Annotated in this window: 17 protein-coding genes; 7 read left to right on the top strand and 10 right to left on the bottom strand. The window is 59.8% G+C overall.

Annotated features, from left to right (window positions below; genetic code table 11):
• Positions 1 to 39: 39 nt before the first annotated feature.
• The 7 genes from galB to FHR23_RS07895 all read right to left on the bottom strand — a co-directional run bounded on the left by galB (position 40) and on the right by FHR23_RS07895 (position 12,392).
• Positions 40 to 2,766 carry a beta-galactosidase GalB gene (gene galB / locus FHR23_RS07925; protein ID WP_184002650.1) on the bottom strand — a complete coding sequence of 909 codons (2,727 nt, stop codon included), beginning with the start codon at positions 2,764 to 2,766 and terminating at the stop codon, positions 40 to 42.
• 32 nt (positions 2,767 to 2,798) lie between these two features.
• On the bottom strand, positions 2,799 to 5,573 hold the full coding sequence (locus FHR23_RS07920) for a glycosyl hydrolase 115 family protein (protein WP_184002648.1): 2,775 nt from the start codon (positions 5,571 to 5,573) through the stop codon (positions 2,799 to 2,801).
• Positions 5,574 to 5,676: 103 nt separating this feature from the next.
• Positions 5,677 to 8,034 (bottom strand): glycoside hydrolase family 127 protein, encoded by a 2,358-nt coding sequence (locus tag FHR23_RS07915; RefSeq protein ID WP_184002645.1) that lies wholly within the window; start codon positions 8,032 to 8,034, stop codon positions 5,677 to 5,679.
• Positions 8,034 to 9,584, bottom strand: a complete 1,551-nt coding sequence (locus tag FHR23_RS07910) for an alpha-N-arabinofuranosidase (RefSeq protein WP_184002643.1) — start codon at positions 9,582 to 9,584, stop codon at positions 8,034 to 8,036. The genes FHR23_RS07915 and FHR23_RS07910 overlap by 1 nt, the downstream gene beginning before the upstream one ends.
• 36 nt (positions 9,585 to 9,620) lie before the next feature.
• Positions 9,621 to 10,541, bottom strand: coding sequence for a Gfo/Idh/MocA family oxidoreductase (locus tag FHR23_RS07905; protein WP_184002641.1), 921 nt, complete (start codon positions 10,539 to 10,541; stop codon positions 9,621 to 9,623).
• Entirely contained in the window at positions 10,538 to 11,542 is a 1,005-nt protein-coding gene (gene araD1 / locus FHR23_RS07900) for an AraD1 family protein (protein ID WP_184002640.1), read from the bottom strand. Before araD1 ends, FHR23_RS07905 begins: the two co-directional genes overlap by 4 nt.
• Positions 11,543 to 11,675: 133 nt before the next feature.
• Positions 11,676 to 12,392 (bottom strand): FadR/GntR family transcriptional regulator, encoded by a 717-nt coding sequence (locus FHR23_RS07895; protein ID WP_184002638.1) that lies wholly within the window; start codon positions 12,390 to 12,392, stop codon positions 11,676 to 11,678.
• Between the two features lie 359 nt (positions 12,393 to 12,751).
• On the opposite strand from FHR23_RS07895, the gene FHR23_RS07890 reads away from it, so the two are divergent.
• Together FHR23_RS07890 and FHR23_RS07885 are read left to right on the top strand one after the other, a co-directional pair.
• Positions 12,752 to 13,270, top strand: a complete 519-nt coding sequence (locus FHR23_RS07890; RefSeq protein WP_184002635.1) for a PilZ domain-containing protein — start codon at positions 12,752 to 12,754, stop codon at positions 13,268 to 13,270.
• 85 nt (positions 13,271 to 13,355) lie between these two features.
• Positions 13,356 to 13,550, top strand: a complete 195-nt coding sequence (locus FHR23_RS07885; protein ID WP_343043061.1) for a hypothetical protein — start codon at positions 13,356 to 13,358, stop codon at positions 13,548 to 13,550.
• 11 nt (positions 13,551 to 13,561) lie between these two features.
• Here the strand turns inward: FHR23_RS07885 and FHR23_RS07880 are convergent, their stop codons facing one another.
• From FHR23_RS07880 to FHR23_RS07870, 3 genes are all read right to left on the bottom strand, one after another.
• Positions 13,562 to 14,965: a nitronate monooxygenase gene (locus FHR23_RS07880; RefSeq protein WP_184002633.1), complete on the bottom strand. Its 1,404-nt coding sequence runs from the start codon at positions 14,963 to 14,965 to the stop codon at positions 13,562 to 13,564.
• 57 nt (positions 14,966 to 15,022) lie between these two features.
• Entirely contained in the window at positions 15,023 to 16,159 is a 1,137-nt protein-coding gene (locus FHR23_RS07875; protein WP_184002631.1) for a glycosyltransferase family 4 protein, read from the bottom strand.
• A gap of 61 nt (positions 16,160 to 16,220) precedes the next feature.
• Positions 16,221 to 17,093: an alpha/beta fold hydrolase gene (locus FHR23_RS07870; RefSeq protein WP_184002629.1), complete on the bottom strand. Its 873-nt coding sequence runs from the start codon at positions 17,091 to 17,093 to the stop codon at positions 16,221 to 16,223.
• 18 nt (positions 17,094 to 17,111) lie between these two features.
• Between FHR23_RS07870 and FHR23_RS07865 the strand changes: the two genes are divergently transcribed.
• From FHR23_RS07865 to FHR23_RS07845, 5 genes are all read left to right on the top strand, one after another.
• Positions 17,112 to 18,509 carry a protein adenylyltransferase SelO family protein gene (locus tag FHR23_RS07865; RefSeq protein WP_184002627.1) on the top strand — a complete coding sequence of 466 codons (1,398 nt, stop codon included), beginning with the start codon at positions 17,112 to 17,114 and terminating at the stop codon, positions 18,507 to 18,509.
• Positions 18,506 to 18,781, top strand: a complete 276-nt coding sequence (locus FHR23_RS07860; protein ID WP_184002625.1) for an acylphosphatase — start codon at positions 18,506 to 18,508, stop codon at positions 18,779 to 18,781. The genes FHR23_RS07865 and FHR23_RS07860 overlap by 4 nt, the downstream gene beginning before the upstream one ends.
• Positions 18,782 to 18,832: 51 nt before the next feature.
• A complete protein-coding gene (gene putP / locus FHR23_RS07855; protein ID WP_184002623.1) occupies positions 18,833 to 20,278 on the top strand; it encodes a sodium/proline symporter PutP in 1,446 nt (481 codons plus the stop codon).
• 15 nt (positions 20,279 to 20,293) lie between these two features.
• A complete protein-coding gene (locus FHR23_RS07850) occupies positions 20,294 to 20,671 on the top strand; it encodes a gamma-glutamylcyclotransferase family protein (protein WP_184002621.1) in 378 nt (125 codons plus the stop codon).
• Positions 20,672 to 20,744: 73 nt separating this feature from the next.
• The gene (locus tag FHR23_RS07845) at positions 20,745 to 22,397 is read left to right on the top strand and encodes a M28 family metallopeptidase (RefSeq protein ID WP_184002619.1); all 1,653 of its coding nucleotides are present in this window, start codon (positions 20,745 to 20,747) and stop codon (positions 22,395 to 22,397) included.
• The last annotated feature ends 25 nt before the right edge of the window (positions 22,398 to 22,422 follow it).

Genomic DNA, 22,422 nt, shown 5'->3' with positions numbered 1-22,422 from the left:
CCTGCCTCGAATGAACATCGCCATCCGGGGCAAAATTTTCTAGCTGCGGATCGTCACCGGCACGAGCGCGCCGCCCAGCCCGGCCGAATCGACAGCGACCGAGAATCGACCGGTTGCAGCGTCCTTCGCCCGAACCACGCCCAGGACGCAGCCGTTGAAGGCGGCGCGCTCCGGTGAAGGAAAGGGCGTGAAGCTGGTCGGATCGCCATTGGCGGTAGCAATCACCTCCGCCGCCCCGTGCGCGGTGAAGCGCACGCGGTTCGATGCCTGCGGCACCGGGTTGCCGTCCTTGTCGAGAATGCGGGCTTCGATAAACACCAGTTCGCGGTCGCGCGGGTCCACTGTCTTGTGATTGGCGCTTGCCTCCAGCCGGGCCGGAGCACCCGCCGTCTTCACGATTTCAGTTCCCCAGGGCTTGCCGTCCTTGTACGTTACGACCTTCAACTCGCCCGGTTCGTATTTCACATAGTCCCAGCGGAAACGATACTGGAACGGCGCCCGTTTCTGTTTGCCCTGGGACTTGCCGTTGACGAACAATTCGGCCTCATCCGCCGCCGTGAAGACTTGAACCGGCGTGACCTGCCCCTCCCGCCCCGGCCATGTCCAGTGCGGCAGGATATGCGCCGTTTTCAGGTCGGGCCGCCAGCGTGCCCGATACAGGTAAAACCGGTCTTTTGGGAATCCGGCAAGATCGATGATTCCAAAATAGGAACTGCGCGAGGAATAATACGGCGTCGGTTCGCCGAGATAGTCCCATCCCGTCCATACAAATTCACCTGCGACGAAGGGATGTTGATCATCGGCGGAAAACACGATGTCCGCCGAACTTCCGAAATCGGCGGCGAACAGTTCATACGCGCTGACCTGATGCGTTTCGGGATCGCCGCCGACACCGGGGCGGACCGATGCGCTACGCGTACCCGGCACCGGGAACTGATATTCCCCGCGGCTGCTGACCGCCGCAGCGGATTCGGTACTGAAGATCATCTTGTCCGGAAATTTTTCGTGAAATGGCGCGAACTGTCCTGGGATCGTGCGCACGCCGATCCCCTGATAATTCAGGCCTATGGTGTCGAAGACCGCCGGAAACGGCATGTCGGGTTTGGCCCAGTTCATAGCTGAAGTGACGGGCCGCGTCGGATCTTCCTGATGTGCGATGGCGACCAGCTTGCGACCGATGGCCGCGCCTGCTTCTCCGCTATGCTGCTCACCGACCTCGTTACCGACGCTCCACATGAAAATCGACGGATGATTGCGATCGCGCCGCAACATGGTCCGCAAATCCTGTTCATACCAGTCATCGAAGATCAGGTGAAAATCGAGCGGCGTCTTCTTCATCTGCCAGACGTCGAAAATCTCATCGAGAACAAGAAAGCCCAGCTCATCGGCAAGATCGAGCAGCGCCGGATCGGGCGGATTGTGGCTCATCCGCAGTGCGTTGCAGCCCATTTCCCGCAGCTTTTCGAGCTGCCGCCGCGCCGCGCTGCGATTGAACGCCGCGCCCAGCGGGCCGAGGTCGTGATGGTTGTTGGTGCCGTGCAAACGCACCTGCTTTCCGTTCACCCACACGCCGGTATCGGCATCGCAGCGGATTTCACGGATACCGAAGGGGGTTACATAACGGTCGACTACCCTGCCGCTCTTCGCAACCGTGGTGATGGCAACATAGCGATGGGGTGTCTGATCGGGCAAAGGCCCCCACAAGCGCGGACCAGCGATGGCAGCCGAACCGCGGATAACAGCGCTGCCGCGCGCCACGATCCGTTTTGCGGAAGGCGTGATCCGGGCAACGACGTCCCCCTGCCTTCCATCTTCATCGACCGGTCGCAGTTCCGTCGTGACGCTTATGTCGGCATCCGCAGACCCGTCATTGTCGACGGTGACGGTGAGATCGACCGTCGCACTGCCTTCCGAAACCAGCGGGGTGGTAAGATGCGTACCCCATTGTCCGACATGCACCGGATCGACCACGGTCAGCCAGACATCGCGATACAGACCGCCGCCGGGGTACCACCGCGCGGATGCCGGTGGGTTGTTCAGGCGAATAACCAGCAGATTGGTTTCGCCGGGGCGAACATACGACGTCAGATCCAGTCGCCAGCCATTATAGCCATAGGGCCAGCCGCCCACGATACGCCCGTTCAGCCATACCGTGGCATAGGACATCGCCCCGTCCACATCGAGGAACACCGACTTGCCGCGATCGCTCGTCGGAACGTCAATGCACCGCCGATACCAGCCCACGCCCCAGCTTGGCAGGCGCCCCATGCCGCCACTATCCGGGTCATGCAGGAACGGACCGGCAATCGCCCAGTCATGGGGCAGGTTCACCTGCTGCCAGCCGCTGTCGTTGAATGACGGACGCACGAACGGAATGTCCCCACCGACATTCCCCGCCGGACGTTTGTGACGATCCGCAGGATCGTTCAGGAAGCGATTTCCCGAGGGCAATATCCACGGTTTCAGTATCGTCAGTCCGGACGCATCCTTTTTCAGCCGGACGGGAGACTGAGCCAGATCGACCTTTTCGGTATCGGGAAGGCTGTCGCGCACGTCATAGACCAGCCCTTCATGGCCTTTGGGATCGCCCTTGTGAAACCGCCACCCCGTGTCGAGGCGCCTGTGGATACGCGGCGACAGGCTGGTTTCATCGTCGCGTTCGACCGCCTCTGCGCTGGCTGGAAAGGACATTCCGGAAAGCGGCAGCGTCAGGGCTGCCGAGCCTTTCAGGATTGTGCGACGGGTCGTAAAAACAGGATCGGACATGATGGAGTCTCCGGTCATCGGACACGACCGGTTCAGCGGCGGACGCTTTGCGGCGGGTCGAGCGCAAGCGGACTGACCGCCTTGCCACTGACTTCCAGCCGTTCAAGCACCAGTTCGGGACTAAGCGGCTTTACCCGGATGATATGGTGTCCGGGCGAAAGGGGGAACTGCACCGATTCGACGCGGGCATGTGCGATCACGCTGCTCGCCCATGCCTTGTCGGACGGATCGCTGAAGTCGAACAGCTTTCCGGGCGCGCCGTCCACCGAAACCAGCGCCTGTATTTTGCCGCCCTTCGTCGTCGGAAGCGAGGGTGCTGCGACCAGAGTGATGAAGCGATTCCCCGAACCCTCCAGCATGACCGGAAAGTTCAGCGCGGGCGCATTTCCGGCCGAAAGCTGGGCGGTTTGCGGCCATACCGCCATTGCGGAGCCTGTCCTGCCCAGCCCGGCCACCTTGATCCAGCGGGCGGTAGCACCGTTCACGGTTTCGGCGCTGTCGGCGTTGACGGCAACCCGGCCGTCCCCTTCGACAAAACCGCTTCCCACAGGTGGCACAGCCGGGTTCTCGACCATAATCGGAACGGTGAAATCACCTGTCTTGCTGCGGATTGCCAAGGTGGCACTGGACCGGCCCTTCGGTGCCTGCTGCCAATCGACCTGAAGCGTGACGGTTCGTACGTCCGAAATCGAACCGGACGCGGTATCGACGTGAAGCCAGGGAGTTGACGACCGCACCGTGAACGCGACCGGCTGCCGCCCCTTGTCGAACAGGGTAATATGACGGCCGAGCGTACCGAACCGGTCGATCCGCAGGGGTGTAGCGGGCTGTCCGGCCGTCAGTGCCTGCCCCGCGACCGACACGCCCAGCGCTCCGGCCTCGGGAAGCGTAATCCGGTCGACCCTGGGCATGATGTTTTTCGGCGGCTCCTGCCAGCTCGTATAGCCGATATGCGTCTGGTCCATCATATGCGGCCATTTGCCGTTGGCGGTATCGTCATATTGCTTAGCCAGCAGAGCATCGCGCTCAAAATAGCGTTTGGCGGCATCGGCCAGCGCGTTGGTATCTGCCCTGCCCTGCGCCGCCGCCTGATGGTTCAGCGCGACGGTGTAATAGAGGTGGTTCAGATTGGCCGTCGCCAGCACCGGATGCAGCACCAGTTCGAAATAAGCATCCTGCGCATCGGCCGGAATATCGCGCTTCACCCGCTCGGCGTCCGCGACGAGTTTGTCATAGGCTGCAATGATTTGCGGCCATTCGGTATTGACGTTCCATGTCGATGCGTTGGTGAGTTCGGGCGTCCGTCGCGCCGTAAAACGCGTTTCGCGATCCAGAATATCCGCGATTTCGGCCGCATGCTCCGGGCCGAACTGCTGCGCCGCCCAATGCGCCAGATAGGCTCGCCCGGCATCCGGCCCCCAGGCCCTGGGGTTCCAGGCGAGGTCGAGGAAAAAGCTGATCGGCAATTCCATCGGCTTCAGGTCGCCGACATTGGCGATCCATATCCGATTGGCACCACGCGCATGGGCCAGTTCCATCTGCTGCCAGACGCGCCCGACCTGGGTCACGTTCAGCCACTTATAGTTGCGCGGACCGCCGACATAGTCAAAATGATAATAGACGCCATATCCCCCCGAACGCGGTTTCGTATCCGGTTCCGGCAGACGGCGGATATTGCCCCAGTTATCGTCCGAAAACAGCAGCGTGATGTCGTCGGGCACCTTCATGCCCTTGTCGTAATAATCCTGCACTTCCTTATAGAGCGCCCAGACCTGCGGCGTATCGCTGGCAGGTTTCTGCGTCACATCGGCGATGATCTTGCGCTGGTCGTGAACGATCTTTTCAAGCAGGGGAATCGCCGTCCCCTGCGTCATCGGCTTGTCGCCGTCGCCCCGCATCCCGACAGTGACCAGCACCTCGCGTCCCAGATTGCGCTCGATCCCCTTGCGCCAGAACTCCCGCAGCCGGGCACCGTTGGTCGTATAATCCCATGCACCGCCCCTGGCGCGATGCCAGTCTTCCTGCGCGCGCATCATCGGTTCGTGGTGCGAGGTACCCAGCACCACCCCCACCTTCTGCGCCAGTACCGCGCTTTCGGGGTCGTCCTCCCAAAGAGATTTGCCCCACATGGCGGGCCAGAGATAATTGCCCTTCAACCGCAGCAACAGGTCGAACACATGCGCGTAGAAGCGATGATTCACTCCACCGAATTTCGCCTTTGCCCAGCCGAACAGCGCCGGATTTTCATCGTTCAGGAAAATGCCGCGATAGCGCACGACCGGTGCATCGGTACGCGCCCCCGGCAACACAACCAGATGCTTGCGGACTTTGACGGGCACATCCGCCCACCACACCCAGGGCGATACGCCTGCCCTGCGCGAAAGGTCATACGCCCCATAGACTGCGCCACGCCGGTCCGCGCCGACGATTACCAGTGCACGGCTGATCCCCGGCATGGGATTGTCGACAACCTGTTGCAGATAGGCTTCCCAACGGCCGCGAATGGCGCTGACGTCGATCCGCTTCTCACGCACCAGCCGGTCGATTACCGCATTGTGCCCCAGCGACCCGATGATAACCGCAATATGGGCATCGGTATGGGCCTGTTTACCCGCCACCGAGGCAAGGTCGCCACCCACTTCCTGTGCGGCATGCAGGACGGCCGGGGAGTCTTTCGGATCGGTGACGATGGTGGGCACGCTTCCGTCATCGACGAGCGTCAGCGCGGCAGGACTGCCGCTATCGCATACCGCAACCGCTCCGCTGCACGGCACAGTTGCCGCCAATGCCATGGCTGCCAATAACATCGCTTTTCCTCTCCCCTTTAGCCTCGCGCAGGAAAAATACCTTTCCCCGCAATCTTATCGACTGCGATGATAGCGATACCACCATTGCATGCAATTGCGGAATTCAGATGTCGCTGTCGGCCGCCGCCGGCTGAAGCATCCGCACCACGTAAACCGGTGCATCGCTACCGCGCGTTTCAAAGCGAACCCGCACGACCGACTTGCCCCGAGTCAATGTTTCGGGAATCGGATAATCGCGCGATACAAATCGCTTCACGGGCGGGCCGGGGCGTTTTTCAACGGCAATCTGATGCCCGTCGATGGAGATGACGAAATCCTTATCGGTTTCCTCTCCCCAGTACAGCGCCCGCAACACCATCGGTCCCGGCTTCACTGCCATGTCAAAGGCCAGATAGTTCCCCTGCCCCCACCATGCCTGCCGTCCTGTGTGTCCGCCCCAGGCAAGCAGATCACTGTTGTTTGATTTGAAATGATGGTCCTGTTCCGGTTGCTGCTCACCCAGATGGATGAGATCAACCGTGCGACGAGCGAGTGCCTCTCGGCCACGCTGTTCCTTTTCCCAAACCGCTGCTTTTTGGCTCCATTCGGAATGGGTGAAGGTCGGGAAATACACGGCCGAGCGCCGGTCATATCCGGCAAAGAACGGACGCAATGTCAGGGGTTGTGGCTTCGTCCCGACGAGGCGAAACTGGTGAAGCCCTTTTCCCGTCGGCTGCAATGCCGATTGCGCATCTGCCGCCACGAGTGCAGGGGGAAGCTGTGTGAATTCTGTATCCACCGGTCCCAGATCGGCCGCCAGCACCAGTGGCCCGTTGACATAGGCAACGACCGACGGATCATCGGGCGTCGGCGCAACGCGCGGCGCCATGGGCAAAACCAGCTCTATCCGATCCCCGGCACGCCAGCGGCGGTGAAGCCGGGCGTAGCCGTCGCTCCGTTCTGTAGAAACCGTTTCTCCGTTTACCCGCAACGACGGGTTTTCGGACCAGCCCGGCATACGAACGGCGATATCGACCGGCCCCTTCGCGGGTTGCTCAACCGTCATTTCCACCGTTTCCGAAAATGGGAAGCGGGTATCCATCACCAGTTTCAGTCCCTGTTCGCGCCAGTTCAGGCGCGAGGGAATGAACAGGTTCACAAACAGCGTTGAATCATGGTGCCAATAGATTGAATCGCCATGTTTGGAATGGCTTTCGAGGCCGGTGCCGACACAGCACCAGAAACTGTCGTCGGGCGTGGACCACAGTCTCCGTGCCCCGGACGCCAGAGACATGAAATAATTGAACATGCCCGTCTGCGGATTCTGCTGCCCGAGAATATGGTTGAGGTGCACCTTTTCGTAATAGTCGAACAGCGCAGCATCGGGTGCCCAGCCGTACAGATGCCGGGTCAGCTTCAGCATGTTATAGCTGTTGCAGCCTTCGCAGGTCCGGTCGGTGATGAAGGTGGCAATCGCATCGGGCGGACCGAAATGCTCGCGCTCGGAATTGCCGCCGATGACATAGCTGTGATGCTGCGTCACTGCGCGGTGGAAGAACGTCGCCGCGACCTCCGGTGCGCGGTCGCCCGTCAGTTCATGGATGCGCGCCAGCCCGATAATCTTCGGAATCTGGGTATTTGCATGTAGTCCGGCCAGCTTGTCCTGTTGTGCTTCGATCGGATCAAGCACCTTGCGGTCGTAGATTTTTTCGGCAACGCGCAGCCAGCGTTCGTCGCCGGTCAGCGCGTAGGTGTTGGCATAGCTTTCATTCAGGCCCCCATATTCCGAGGCGAGCAACTTCTGCATCTGTGCGTCATCCAGACCTTCCAGGATCGTTGCCAGATAACCGGCCATGCCCAGCATCACCGGCATAGCGGCGTCGACCCGCCCCACCTGATACGCATCGATCAAACCGGCATGCACCTTGTGCCAGGTATAGAGGGGCACCCAGCCGCCATTGATATCAAAGCCGTGCGTTTCGATCCTGCCGCGACGGACTTCTTCAAAGACGATCTTGCCGTCCACCGTCTTGCCGTCGCGTTCGACCGTGGTGCCGCCGACATAGCCGTCACCATGCGCCTTTTGACACAGGCTGAGTTCGCCAACGATATATCGGATACGATCGCGCACCGCCTCATCGCCGGTCTGCGCATGCATCAGCGAACAGGCGGACAGATAGTGGCCCAGCGTGTGTCCCGCGATCCCGCGCGCTTCCCATCCGCCATATACCGGCGCCTTGGGCTTCAGACCCGCGCCCGCCCTGAAATTATGGAGCAGGCGATCGGGTTCCAGTGCCAGCAGATAGTCGCGGTTACGCATCACCGCGTCGTAAAACGGCCCAGGACTCAGGCGGACATCGGCCAGCGGCACCGGTCGGGCGCGAATACGCCCCGGCGCGATAGACACCGCCGCCCGCGCGGCAAGGGGACCGGCGAGCGCGACCGCACTCGCCGATGCCAGAAACGTTCGCCGCGACAGCATTACTGCTGCGTGACGGCTACCACCGCCACCGACTTCGCCGGCAGATCGAAGCTCAGTTTGCCGCCGGACATCTTGCCCGAATACGCCATCGGATGAATGGTGTTCGGCGCGTTGAAAGTGTTGTGCGTATCCATTTTCGGCCCCGTCAAAATCTGGCCGGTGGCCGCGCCCTTCAAACCGGTTACAACATGCGCTGCACGGTCAGGGTCCAGGTTGACGAGCGACAGGTACAATTTGCCGTCCGTACCTTTCGCCGCCGATACATCGACCATCGGCAAATCGACATCGCCCTGCTTGTATTCCGGTCCGCTCACGCTCGCCGGATAGGGAGTCGCCCCCTGAAACGGGATATACATATGAAAAACGTCATAGGTGGGCGTCAGCAACATCTTGTCGCCCTTGGTCAGGATCATCGCCTGCAGCACGTTCACCATCTGCGCGATCGCGGCGAGTTTGACCCGGTCGGTGTGCCGGAAAAAGATGTTGAGTGTCAGCGCTGCCACCTCGGCATCGCGCAAGGTATTCTGCTGATAGAGGAATCCCGGATGCGACCCCGGCTCCTGATCGTACCAGGTACCCCATTCATCGACATATAATGCGACCTTCTTGTCCGGGTCGTATTTGTCCATGATCGCGCTGTGCCTGGCGATCATGCCGTCGATCGCCCGCGCCTTTGACAGGGTGGTGGCCCATTCCTGCCTGGTAAATCCGGTCGCCGATCCCTTATGCTCCCAGTCGCCGGGAATGGTGTAATAATGGAGGCTGATCGCACCGAGTTGCTTGCCGCCGTTTTTCATCAGCGTTTCGGTCCAGTCATACTGGGTATCATGCGGTCCGGATGCGACCTTAACAAACGACGGCGCGCCGGGGGCCGGATTGACGAAGGCCGCATAGCGTTTGAACAGTTCGGTGGCATAGGTGGCATTCATATCGCCGCCACAGCCCCACAGTTCATTGCCGAACCCGACATATTTCAGGTTTTTCCACGGCTTGTCGCGGCCATTGGCCCGCCGCTCCTGCGCCAGCGTCGAATCGCTGTCCGACGTCATATATTCAACCCACTGTGCCGAGGTGTGGGCTGGCAATGATCCAAGGTTGAGCGAGACATAAGCGTCGGCCCCCAGGCGTTCGCTATAATTCATGAACTCGTTGGTACCGAAGCTGTTGTCATCGGTGACACCGCCCCAATTACCGTTGATCCGGCGTGGTCGTTTGGCGGCAGGCCCGATGCCATCACGCCAGTCATAAGTGTCGGCAAAACATCCGCCCGGCCAGCGGATGACGGGGACGTGCAGTTTCTTCAGCGCCGCCATCACATCGTTGCGATAGCCATCGGTATTGGGGATGGAGGAACCCGGCCCGACCCAGATACCCTGATACAGGCCGCGACCGAGATTTTCGGCAAACTGCCCTTCGACCGCCGGCTGGATAACATCGCCGGGATGGGACGTATCAATCGATACCGAAACCTGCGCCGGCGTTTCCGCGCTTACTGGTACCGCTATCACAAATGCCGCCGAAAAAGCCAGCAGACCCGTTGTCCATTTCATACTTCCTCTCCCTAAACCATATGACGGGGGTTGATATTATTCTTCAAAGGCACCCACAACAGTCCGCTTCCCAAGCAAGAACGCGTCCGCGACATGGCGAAACGGGGTCAGGTCGACGTCACTTGTCCGCGAATCGATCAATTCGGCGAAGCGTCGATAGAGGTGCGCATATTCCGGTTCCTCGCCGACATCGACATCCTCGCCATTAATAGCCAGCTTCGATGCTCCCATCGACAGCTTCAGGCTGCCATCATCGGTTTCGATATCGATATCCCAGGTTTGCGGCCCCTTCTGATCAAAATCGAACGCCACCGACACGGGAATGCCCGCATGATCATATTCCAGATCGGCTGCGATCGGCGCAGCCTTGTTCGCCGGAAACCGAAGTGCAGAGGATCGGAGCTGCATTGGCTCCGGCAAAATCTTGGTCAGCACCGACAACGCGTTGATGCCGGGATCGAACACGCCGATTCCGGGCTCCCAGATCCATTCCTGTCCCGGATGCCAGACACGAACGTCTTCCTTCCAGTTGCACTCGACCCGTCGGATCGTGCGCTCCTTCAGCCATTGCTTCGCAGGATGGACACCGGCGGCCTCGCGGGAATGCCAGGTAGCATGGAGCACACGGCCCGCGGCTTGCGCCATCGGCAGGAAAGATGCCGCCTCTGCAATCGTTGCCGCAGGCGGCTTTTCGATCATCACGTCGAGGCCGTGCGCAAACGAGTCCGCGATCAGCGTCTGCCTTCCACGCGGCGGCGTACAAATCGCAATCGCATCGATATCCGGCATCGCTTCCATCATTTGGGGAACCGAACGAAAACCTGGAATTCCCTCAGGGGCCTGATGGCCGGTAACGGCAGCAACGAATTCGAAGCGGTCATTGGCAGCGATCGTCGGTATATGCTGGTCGCGGGCGATCTTGCCGATCCCGGCAATGGCAACACGAATCGTCTTCACAGCGCTTTTACCTCAACCTTTTCCGGTGCCATACGCTTGAGCTTGTTGCGTAGCGGCACCGCAAAGGGTGGCGCGCTGACCTCAAACATATCGCCTTCGCGCGTCTCGACATTGTCGGCAAAGGAAAGCGTTGCCGTTCCAAAAAAGTGGACGTGCACATCGCCGGGCTGACGGAACAGTCCATATTTGAAATGGTGATGTTCCAGATTGGCGATGCTGTGCGACATATTGGCTTCACCGGACAGAAACGGCTTCTCCCACAGCGTTTCGCCATCGCGGACGATCCGGCTGGTGCCCTGAATATCTGCGGGCAAGTCCCCCAGCAGCAGCTCCGCACCCAGCGACGCATGTCGCAGCTTTGAATGGGCCAGCCACAGATAATTGCCGCGTTCCGTAATGTGATCGGAAAACTCGTTCGCCAGAGCAAAGCCCAGCCGATAGGGCGTGCCGTCATCACCGATGATATAAATCCCGGCAATCTCCGGCTCTTCGCTGCCGTCCAAAGCGAAGTCCGGGGAAGGCAGGTCCGCATCCGGTCCGATGAGCGCCGTGCCGTCCCCTTTGTAGAACCATTCCGGCTGCACACCGGGCGATCCGTCCGGTGTCTTGCCGCCTTCGACCCCCATCAGGAACATGCGCATTGAGTCGGTCACATGGCCACCGGACGCCGCCTTGTGCATCTGATCGCGCCCTTCCGCAGAACCGAGGTGCGTCAGTCCGGTTCCCGCCAGATGGCAATGCGCCGGATCGGGATGGGCGATGGGGGCGAGCAACCGCCCTTCTTCGGCCAGTTGCAAAAGATCGACAGGGTTTCCGCGGTGAGCGTGCGCCAGATCCGCAAGTCCGGTTGCATCGCGAATCGCCTGTAGTGCCAGTGCATAGACTGAACCGGCATCCCGAACATGCCACCCGTCATTTCCGTCAAGAGCAGCAACCGCCACTCTGTTTTGATCATCGCGAAACTGGATTAACCGCACCCGGCAACTCTCCCCTAATGACATCAATCCTGAGAATGTTCAGGATCAATTTTAACTCATACATAATTGCATGAGCAGTCAAAGGCAATCACGGATCGCATGGCGGTGGCGCGTTCGTAACGACAGGGAGAATGTAGGGGCAGACCCAAGTTCGCGCCTATAGTGTTTCGCGGGTATCCTGCAGGGCCAGCTCAATTAACACACGCATCGCATCACGCGCGGCATCCGGATCACTATCGGCAATGGCTGCATATACGTTGCGATGCTCCGGCACCGGATCGCGCGGCAATTTGCGATGCCGCTGCTTGAACGACGTTGTCCAACTGATTGCGGCAGAGATCGAACTGGTCAGCGCCACCAGCGGTTCGTTATCGGCCGCCTCCAGAATAATCCGGTGAAATATCTGATCGGCTTCCCGTCCGGCCAGCGTCGCCAGGCCATGACCGGCCATATTTTCCAGCGCATGGCCCATCATCGCAAGTTGTGTTCCCGACCGCTTTTCCGCTGCCAGTGCGGCCGCAGCAGGTTCGATGATCATCCGCAGTTCGAACAGATCGTGGATGAACTTCTCATCGGGTTCCCCCTCGAACATCCAACCGAGAATATCAGGGTCCAGCACGTTCCACTGTCCGCGCGGAAGAACCCTTGTGCCCAGCTTCGGCCGGCTTTCAACCAGTCCCTTCGCAGCGAGAATGCGCACCGCCTCCCGATAGGCGGTACGGGAAACTTCCAGCTGTTCGCTGAATTCAATTTCACCGGGCAGAATATGACCGGGTGCATAGCGCCCCGCCAGAATATCCATGGCGAGTTTTCGCGCGATAACGCCATGCTTGCGGGGGCTTCGCACCTTTGCTTCTGCAGATGACATCAGCATGCCTTTTGTCTGTTTACAAAAATATTCTGTAAAGGGAAAAATCCCTCATAGAAACCGAATTCCGGTATCATCATGATTTTACAGAATATTTCGCATGAGAACCTCCCCATCTAACAGTATGCGGTTTGATTAGGATGCCTTTTCATCGATCACGAATTGCCGACATCGAAAGTGACTCCATATCGGCGCTTCAAAGGATGAAGGATGTCTAGGTATAACTACTTATAGTATTATATTTCAAAAGGTTATGAAGATTCCTAACGACGAATTAGGCGCTTGAATCAACGCATCGTTTAATCCGGTCGGGCGATAGACCGACTTGTTCAATCCGACGATTGAGGCTTGAACAAGGGGGTAATATGAAACCGCGTGAAATGCGTCAGACAGTGTTGATACAGGCACGGATGCGTGGTCGGGAGGGCTGGTCCGACGTGCTGATCCACAATGTTTCGGCACATGGTATGCTGTTGCGCAGCGCAACCGCGCCACGACCAGGAACCTATCTCGAAATCCGAAAATCGACGACGAGGATCATCGCACGTGCGGTGTGGAGCAAAGGCCAGTTTTGCGGGGTCCGGACACAGGATATCATCGATATTAACCGACTGCTGTCCAATGCAGCCGAAGCATTAGGTGCTGCAATCGGTCTGTCCGCGCCCGGTTCCGGAGATCGCCGTACCAAACCGCGACAGGCCGTCATGAAAGCTACTGCATGGACGGCCGAACGCAATCGGCACCTGGGGGCCAAACTGCAATTTATTGCTGTTGCAGTCGTGGTCGCGCTTATGGCGACATTTCTTTTCGAACTGGTCATGGCGACCTTGTCCAGCCCTTTTGAAGAAGCGGTAGGCAGCCTGAAGACAGGTCAAAGTTTGTAATCAGTCAGGCCGTGGCCGCAAATGCATATGGGAACCCGATCGCTTAACATGGATTATTTGTCATTGAACCGATCTGGGAGATGACATGATGCGTAGAATAGCAGCCCTCGGAATCTTGGGAATCTCGGCGCTGTCCTTGTCCGCCTGTGCAACGCTGGGCGGCGCTGCGATCGGCGGTGCCGGCGGCGCCGCAGTAGCTGCGGCCACGCACCACAATGTCGAAAAAGGCGCTGCAGTCGGTGGTGTAGCAGGCGCGGTGGTCGGTACCGTCGCCCACTAACCAACCACTGTTTAATCGCCGGTCAGGATGCGATCGACCAGTTGCTTAACCGATGGCACAAAGCCATTGGAATAAAACGGGTCTTTTTTGAAGTTATACGCATTATGACCGGCGAACATCAGGTTCTGCTGAACGTCGCCGCCGTGCGCGATGTCCTGCAACGTCTTCTGGATGCAGAAGCTGCGCGGATCGGCGAGACGCCCGGTCGAATTGGTTTCAGTGTCCGCCCAGGACGAAAACTGGCACTGACTGAGACACCCCATGCAATCCGCCTGATCCTTGCGAATCGTCTTCTTTTCCTCGGTCGTGACGAATACCAGCGTATTGTCCGGCGTTTTGAGCGCTTCAGTAAACCCTTCGCCATACCATTGTCGCGCACGCAGCAAGTCGTTGCGCGTTACCCAGAAATTCTTGCCCTTCACCCCGACATCGAGCTGGAAGGTATGGTCCCCCGCTTCCTGCGTAGAAAAGGCGATCTGACGATCGGAGCGCGCTTCCAGATTGCGCAGGAAGGGGTTGCGTACCGCACTGGAATAAAATCCGGTCGGTGAGAAGCGGTGGAGCAGCACGTCCCCCGATTCCAGCTCCATCAACTTCGCTTTCCACTCCTCTGGAATGGGGCTTTCCTTCGTCAGCAGCGGCCGGGTGCCGAACTGAAATGCGATGGTGCCGAGTTCGGGATTGTCGATCCAGTGGTTCCAGTCGCGCAGGTACCAGACGCCGCCCGCCATGACGATCGGCACATCATCCGAAATACCGCCTTCGCGCATCGTTTCACGCAATGCTTTCACGCGCGGATAGGGATCCTGCGGTTCCAGCGGGTTTTCCGCATTAGACAGGCCGTTATGCCCGCCAGCCAGCCATGGATCTTCGTAAACAACGGCTGCCAGCCACTCCGACGCTTTCGAATAGGCCCGTTTCCACAGCGCCCGGAATGCACGCGCGGAACTGACAATCGGCAGATAGCTGACATTGTAGGATGCTGCGATCTCAGACAGCTTGTATGGCATGCCTGCACCACAGGTTACGCCCGCGACCAATCCCTTGGTACGCTCCAGAACACCGTGCAGCACGCGTTGCGCGCCACCCATTTCCCACAGCACGTTGATGTTGATCGCGCCCTTGCCACCGGCGATTTCCCAGGCGCGCTTGACCTGCTGCACCGCGCCTTCGATAGCATAGGCGATCAGTTCCTCATGCCGCTCACGCCGTGTCAGTGCGTGATAGACCTGCGGGATGATCTTGCCGTCGGCATCATAGCTATCGGCATTGACCGCCGATACGGTGCCGATACCACCGGCGGCGGCCCAGGCGCCCGCACTGGCGTGGTTGGTCGCGGCAACGCCTTTTCCGCCCTCGATCAGCGGCCAGACTTCCTGACCGTTATAGACAATGGGCTTCAAGCCTTTGAACACAGTTCCTCCAGAAAATTATACGCCTTCATCGCGTCATATAGCATGAAATTGCCGATACTATGCACAAATCAGCGCATCGGGTTTGCCGAGCGCCTCTCCATAAAGCCGGGCATATGCCGCAATCATAGCGTCCTCACCAAATTCGGTAAGCGCCTTTTCCCGGTTCGCCTTGCCGATGACCTTGCAACCGTCCGGATTGTCGGCAAGCACCTGCAACCGGTCGCGCAAATGCACCTCGTTCCAGTCGGGACTGATATAAGGGCGATTGGCCTCTGACACCATGTGCAGCACATCGCCCACCGGCGGGGCGACGATCGGTAAACCGGCTGCCATGGCCTCCATCACCGCAATCGGCTGCTGCTCGCTTTTCGACGACAGTGCAAAGATATCGAACAGGCCCATATAGTTTTGCGGATCGGACAGGAATCCCGGCATCACCAACCGGTCTTCCATCGCCATCAGCTCGGCGGTATCGAGGACTTTCTGACGTTCCGGCCCCTCGCCCACCACCACAAGCTGCGTATCTCGCTGCATACCGCCCGCCGCGCGCACCAGCATCGGTATATCCTTGACCGCCCGCAGCCCCGCAACCGTCCCGATCACCGGCTCGCCCTTACGGCGTTTGAACCCGGGGATGGCCGACGGCTTTGGTTTGGCATCGAAGCCGTCAAGTGCAATGCCATTGGAAATGCGGTGAATACGCTCGCGCGGCTGTTTCCACGCTTTGAGCGCGATCTGTTCCAGTTGGTGCGACGGAACCACCAGCGCATGTGCCGCCCCCAGTGCCACGCGCCGATACATATTGCGCACCGGCTTCAGGCCGTTCGCCTCATCCTCATTGAAACCATCCTCATGATGGATCAGCGGCGGCATCCCCTTGGTAAAGACGCGCCGCGCCATCGCCCCGTCGATCGCACCCCAATTATAGCTGAGCACCAGATCGAACCGCTGCATTAGCCGCGCGATCGCTTCATAGCGTTTCGTCGAAGGCTTGCCGGTCAGCGGCGGTGGATCCTGCGCAATCTCATGGCGGATACCCGGAGCAATCGCTTCACGCGCGTTCAGCGCATCCGGCACCCCCGACACGATCATATGCCAGGCCCGGTCGCCGAATGCGTTCATCAGGCGAACCGCGCGCGCTTCCTTGCCGCCAAGGTTGAAGCTGGAAAACAGATGAAGAATCCGAATGGTCATCGGAAATGCTGCCTAGCGGTCAAACCTCGCGCCGTCATCCGTTTTACTTGCACTGTACCGATTAAATGCGTGCCAGCAGGCGATCAATTCCCGCCACTGCTTCCGGTTCGTCCAGTGTCGGAGCATGGCCCGTATCCGGAACCGTCACCAGTTCCACCCCTTCGAACCGGTTCGCCATACGTTCCGCCGTGGCGGCCCCCAGAATATCCGAATTGGCACCACGCACGATCAGTCCCGGCCGTCCTTTCAGCGTATCATAGGCGCGCCACATATCGGGGCCGGCTTCGTTGCCGGGCACATTGAACGGTTCGGCGATCCGCATATCGTAATCCAGGGTGATCCGGCCATTGGGGTTGAGGCGATAGAGCTGTTTCGCCATGCGCAGCCAGTCCTCGATCTCATATTTCGGATAGACATCGGCATTCGCCTCCGCCGTAGCACGCGCGGCGTGCATCCAGGTCGGATAGGTCGCCGCCTTGCCGACATAGGTACGAATCCGCGCCAGTCCGTCGATTTCCAGCTCCGGCCCGACATCGTTGAGCAGAATTCCCGCAACCCTGTCTCCATCGGCAGACGTCAGCAACATGCTCAAAATGCCGCCGAGCGACGTTCCGAACAGCACCACCCGCTCCAGTTCAAGCGTGTTGAGCAGCGCCTCCACATCCTGAAGATAGGTAAGCGGTACATAGCTCATCGGATCCTTGGCGTAGGCGCTTTCGCCGCGACCGCGCATCTCCGCCACGATCACCCGCCATTCGCCCGACAGCCGTTCGGCCACCGCTTCGAAATCGCGCACATTACGGGTCAGCCCCGGCAGACACAGAATCGGCGGACGATCCTTCCTCCCAGGATAGTCGCGATAGTGCAGGCGAAGGCCGTCGTTCGACCACCAATAGCCATCGGTGAAAACAGGTTGGTTGCGCTGGTCGTGCATCGTTCCCCATATCGCCTTATGGCCTACGCACCGCAAGCTTCTCCTGCATCGTCATCGCAAAAGGGATCCTATCGTCCCGAAAACCGCATTATGCGCCTGGGCGATCCGTTTTACGACATGGTCCGCGCTGCCGACTTTCCCGAAACCAGATTGCGTTTCCGCAATGACCGGGCGGCGGCGCAGGTCGGTCTGGATGGCTTGAGTGACAGGGAATGGGTCGATCATTTCGGTCGGTTCAAACCGCTTTCCGGTTCTCTCGGTGAACCGTTGGCGCTGCGGTATCACGGGCATCAGTTCAGGGTGTATAATCCTGAAATCGGCGACGGGCGCGGCTTCCTGTTCGCGCAGCTTCGGGACGACGACGATCGGCTAATGGACCTCGGCACCAAGGGGTCCGGGCAGACGCCGTGGAGCCGGTTCGGTGACGGACGCCTGACCCTGAAAGGCGGGGTGCGCGAAGTATTGGCGACCGAAATGCTGGAGGCGCTGGGGGTACCGACGTCGCGCAGCTTTTCGCTTATAGAAACGGGCGAAGCACTGCAACGCAATGACGAACCTTCTCCTACCCGCTCGGCGGTGCTGGTCCGGCTGAGCCACAGCCATATCCGGATCGGCACGTTTCAGCGACTCGCCTATCATCAGGATACAGACGCAATGGAGCGCCTGATCGCCTATGTTCTGCGCGAACTGTATGGCGAGGAACCGGGCGAGAACCCGCCCGTGCGCCTTCTGGAACTTGTGGTCGCGCGGACAGCCCGGCTTGCAGCGCGCTATATGGCGGCAGGTTTCATCCACGGCGTGCTCAATTCCGACAATATCAACATTACCGGCGAGAGTTTCGATTACGGGCCCTGGCGGTTCAATCCGACCTGGAATCCGGCTTTTGTCGCCGCCTATTTCGATCATGCCGGACTGTACGCATTCGGTCGCCAGCCCGAAGCCATTCACTGGGACGTGGCGCAACTCGCCATTTCGCTTCGTATGCTGGTCGATGCCGAGCCGCTGATCGCCGTATTGGAACAGTTCGGACCGCGCTATCAGGCAGAAGTGAGCGGGGCTTTGCTATGGCGTCTGGGCGTTATCCCGCGCGGAACCGAGACGGACGGCATTCTGATCGAAACGATGGAAAAAGCCCTCCGCGCCAGCCAAATGCCGATCGACCGGTTCTTTTTCGACTGCTTCGGTGGCGTGATACCGTCACACTATGGCGAGCATTTCGATACCCTGCGCGAACAGCTTGCGGAATATACCGCCCGCAAAGCCCGCGACCATGCCTATTGGAGCGGAGAGGCCCCCTGCTCGATGCTGATCGACGAAGTCGAATCCACCTGGTCGGCGATCGACCTGACCGACGACTGGGAACCGTTTCACAGAAAGGTAGAAGCGATTCGGGAGATGGGAGAAGCGCTGGCATGATCACGCGCCGTATCACCGTCACCGGACGGGTTCAGGGCGTCTTCTTTCGCAACTGGACCGTACAGGCCGCACGCGAGCTGGAAATCACCGGCTGGGTTCGCAATCGACGCGACGGCAGCGTCGAAATCCTCGCCACCGCAGCCGAGGAAAAACTCAATGATCTCATACAAAAATGCAGGACCGGTCCACCAAGATCGCAGGTCGAATCGGTGAAGTACGAAGACGTCGTGTGTGAGAGGTTCGACATGTTCAGCCGCCGCCCGACCGTTTGACCGCAAAGCAGGGGGTGGCCGCAGCCGCTTTGGTTTGTTACACGGCGCGCCATGCAAACAGGAACAATTGTAAGTCTCGCGATCTATTTCATCGCGATGCTGGGCATCGGCTTTTATGCCTGGCGCAAATCGACAAGCGATATTGACGGCTATGTGCTGGGCGGTCGTTCGCTGGGCCCCGGCGTGACCGCTTTGTCGGCGGGTGCCGCCGATATGTCCGGCTGGCTGATGCTCGGCCTGCCGGGCGCGATGTTCGCTGCCGGCCTGTCCAAGGCGTGGATCGGCGTCGGCCTTTTCATCGGCGCCTTCATCAACTGGCTGGTGGTCGCCCCTCGCCTGCGCGATCGCACGGTAGAGGTCGGCGATGCGCTGACCATTCCCGACTATTTCGGCAAGCGCTTTCCCAACGGCGTTTCGGTACAGGTGGTGTCGTCAGCCGTCATCATCATCTTCTTCACGCTATATACCGCCTCCGGTCTGGTGGCGGGCGGCAAGCTGTTCGACAGCGCGTTCGGCGAAAGCTATCGCCTCGGCCTCTTCCTGACCGGCGGCGTCGTCGTTGCCTATACGCTGTTCGGCGGTTTTCTGGCGGTCAGCCTGACCGACTTCGTGCAGGGCTGCATCATGTTCGTTGCAATGATCATGGTGCCGATCGTGGCGATGCAGGGCGCGGGCGGATGGGACCATGCCGGACAGGTCATCCGTTCGGTGGACCCCACACATCTTAGCTTGCTGAAAGGGGTCGGCGCACTCGGCCTCATATCCTCATTGGCCTGGGGGCTGGGCTATTTCGGGCAACCGCATATCATCGTCCGCTTCATGGCGATCCGTTCCCGCAAGGACATTCCGACCTCGCGCAATATCGGCATGAGCTGGATGTTCGTGACGCTCGTCGGTTCGCTCTCGGTCGGTCTTGCCGGTCTTGCCTATGCAACCGAAAACAATGTGAAAATCGACGACCCCGAAACGATCTTCATCGTGCTGTCCGACGTGCTGTTCAACCCGTGGATATCGGGCTTCCTGCTCGCGGCCATTCTGGCGGCGGTCATGTCGACCATTTCCTCACAGTTACTGGTGTCGTCCAGCTCGCTGGTGGAGGATTATTACCGCCGTTTCCTGCGTCGTGACGCCAGCCAGAAAGAACTGGTGCTGGCCGGGCGTATCGCAGTGCTGGTGGTCGCGCTGATCGCGCTCGCGATTGCATGGAACCCTGGCGCATCGGTGCTCAACATCGTGTCCTATGCATGGGCCGGATTCGGCGCGGCGTTCGGGCCGCTGGTGATCCTCAGCCTGACCTGGGATAAGATTACCCGTAACGGGGCACTTGTCGGCATGATCCTCGGTGCCGTCACCGTCGGCATCTGGATTGCGCTTGGCTGGAGCGACTGGCTTTATGAAATCGTCCCCGGTTTCGTGATCGCCTGGGTTTCGATCTGGCTGGTCAGCATATTGGAAGGCGACAAGGCCCAGACGATCCAGCCGGTCGCGGCGGAATAAGGCCGCGCCCTGCGCATGGAGCGTTTCTTCTTTTACGGAACGCTTCAGCGCGGCGGCTTCTATTATCATCAATGCAACCTTGCGCAGCGCGCCCGCTATCTGTGCGATGACACAGTGACGGGCGCGCTGTTCGATTGTGGGGAATATCCTGCATTGGTGCGCAATGCGAACGGCAGTGTGCACGGCGAAGTGTTCGAGCTTCTCGATCCCACTCTGCTCGCAGCGATTGATGCGGTGGAGGATTATCGCCCAGATCAACCCAAATTATCCGAATATCTGCGGGTACCGGCAACCACCGCCGGGGGCATTGCGGTATGGACCTATGTCTATAATCGTCCGGTCACCGGCTTGAGGCCGCTTTCGTCAGGACGCTGGCGACCACCGGCCAGATAATCTCACGCATCGGGTGGAATTGGCCTGCCTCATCCTGCTAGGCAGGACGCATCATCCGTTGGGAGCCTTGTTGATGCGCGCCATTATTCCTTCTCTCGCCGTTGCCGGACTAGCCCTGGCCGCCCCGGCCATCGCCCAGACGCCCAAAGCGAGTCCGGCACGCATGTCGGCAATCGTCAAGACGATCGCATCGCCGCCCTTTCAGGGCCGCAGCCCCGGTACCGAGGGTGAAAATCGCACCGTCGACTATCTGATCAAGCAGATGAAGGCGCTGGGCCTGCAACCTGCCGGACCCGACGGCCAGTGGACACAGAAGGTGCCGATGATCCGCACCCAGATCAACCCCGACGGGAAACTGTCGATTACGGGCACGCAGGCAATCGCGCTTAAACAGGGCGACAATATCAATCTCACCACCGTTCGCCCCGACAAGCTGGTGACGATCAAAAATGCGCCGATGGTCTTTGTCGGCTATGGCGTCGACGCGCCGGAAGCGAACTGGGATGACTTCAAGAATGTCGATGTCGCCGGGAAGGTTGTCGTCTTTCTGGTCAACGATCCTGATTTCAAGGCGGTGAAGGGTGAGGACGCCTATGGCCGTTTCGGCGGGCGTCGCATGACCTATTACGGGCGCTGGACCTACAAGTTCGAAGAGGCCGCCCGTCGCGGCGCCGCGGCTGCGCTCATCATTCATGACACCGATGCTGCGGGCTATGGCTGGCAGACGGTATCCGCATCGAACGGCGAGAATTACGACATTCTGCACGGGCCGGATGCCAGGACGATCCCGCTTCAGGGCTGGATTCGCGGCGACCTTGCCAAGCGGATGTTCGCGGCGGCCGGGCTGGACCTGGCAAAGCTGCGCGTTGAGGCGCGTTCCGCCTCCTTCCATCCGGTGGAGTTGAAGGGGCTTCGGTTCAATGCCGACTTGCCCGTCACGGTGCATCACATCGAAAGCCGCAACGTCATCGGCAAGATCGCGGGCAAGACCCATCCCGACGAAGCCATCATGATCGGCGCGCACTGGGACGCATACGGCATCGGCAAGCCCGATGCGCAAGGCCGCACAATGCGCCCCGGCGCGAATGACGACGGGCTGGGCATTGCGGGCGTGCTGGAGCTTGCCCGGATGTTCAAGGCTTCACCGGAGCCGGACCGTACGTTGCTGTTTGCGGCATGGACGGGAGAGGAACGCGGATTGCTGGGATCGGAATATTATGCCGAGCATCCTTATATCCCGCTCGCCAAGACCGTGGCGGACCTCAACATGGATATCCTGCAAACCGCAGGTCCGGCCAAGAATGTCGTGCTGGTCGGCAAGGGCAATTCGACCCTCGATAAGGACCTGGAAGAGGCTGCCGCCACGCAAGGCCGCACAGTCGTACCGGAGACCTTTACCGAGCGCGGACTATTCTTCCGCGCCGACCACTTCTCGGTCGCCCGACGCGGTGTTCCTTCACTGCTCATCATGGCGCTGGGCGGCCCGCCCGACCTCAGGCAAGGTGGGCTGAAGGCCGGTCAGGCATGGCTCGACGACTATATGAAATGCTATCACCAGACCTGCGATAGCTGGAGCAAGGACTGGGATCTGCGCGGCGCGGCGCAAGATGTCGACCTGCTCTACGATGTCGGTGAAAAGCTCGCCGATTCACGCCAATGGCCGAAATGGCGGCCCGATTTCGCCTTTGCCAAGATCCGGGCAAAAACCGCCGACCAGCGGCAGTAAGTAAAAAGGGCGTCCAGCCACCGGT

This window comes from Stakelama sediminis (assembly GCF_014199335.1).
Taxonomy (GTDB): Bacteria; Pseudomonadota; Alphaproteobacteria; order Sphingomonadales; family Sphingomonadaceae; genus Sphingomonas; species Sphingomonas sediminis.
The sequence above is the reverse complement of the archived record's forward strand: the minus strand, read 5'-3'. Positions and strand labels throughout refer to the sequence as shown.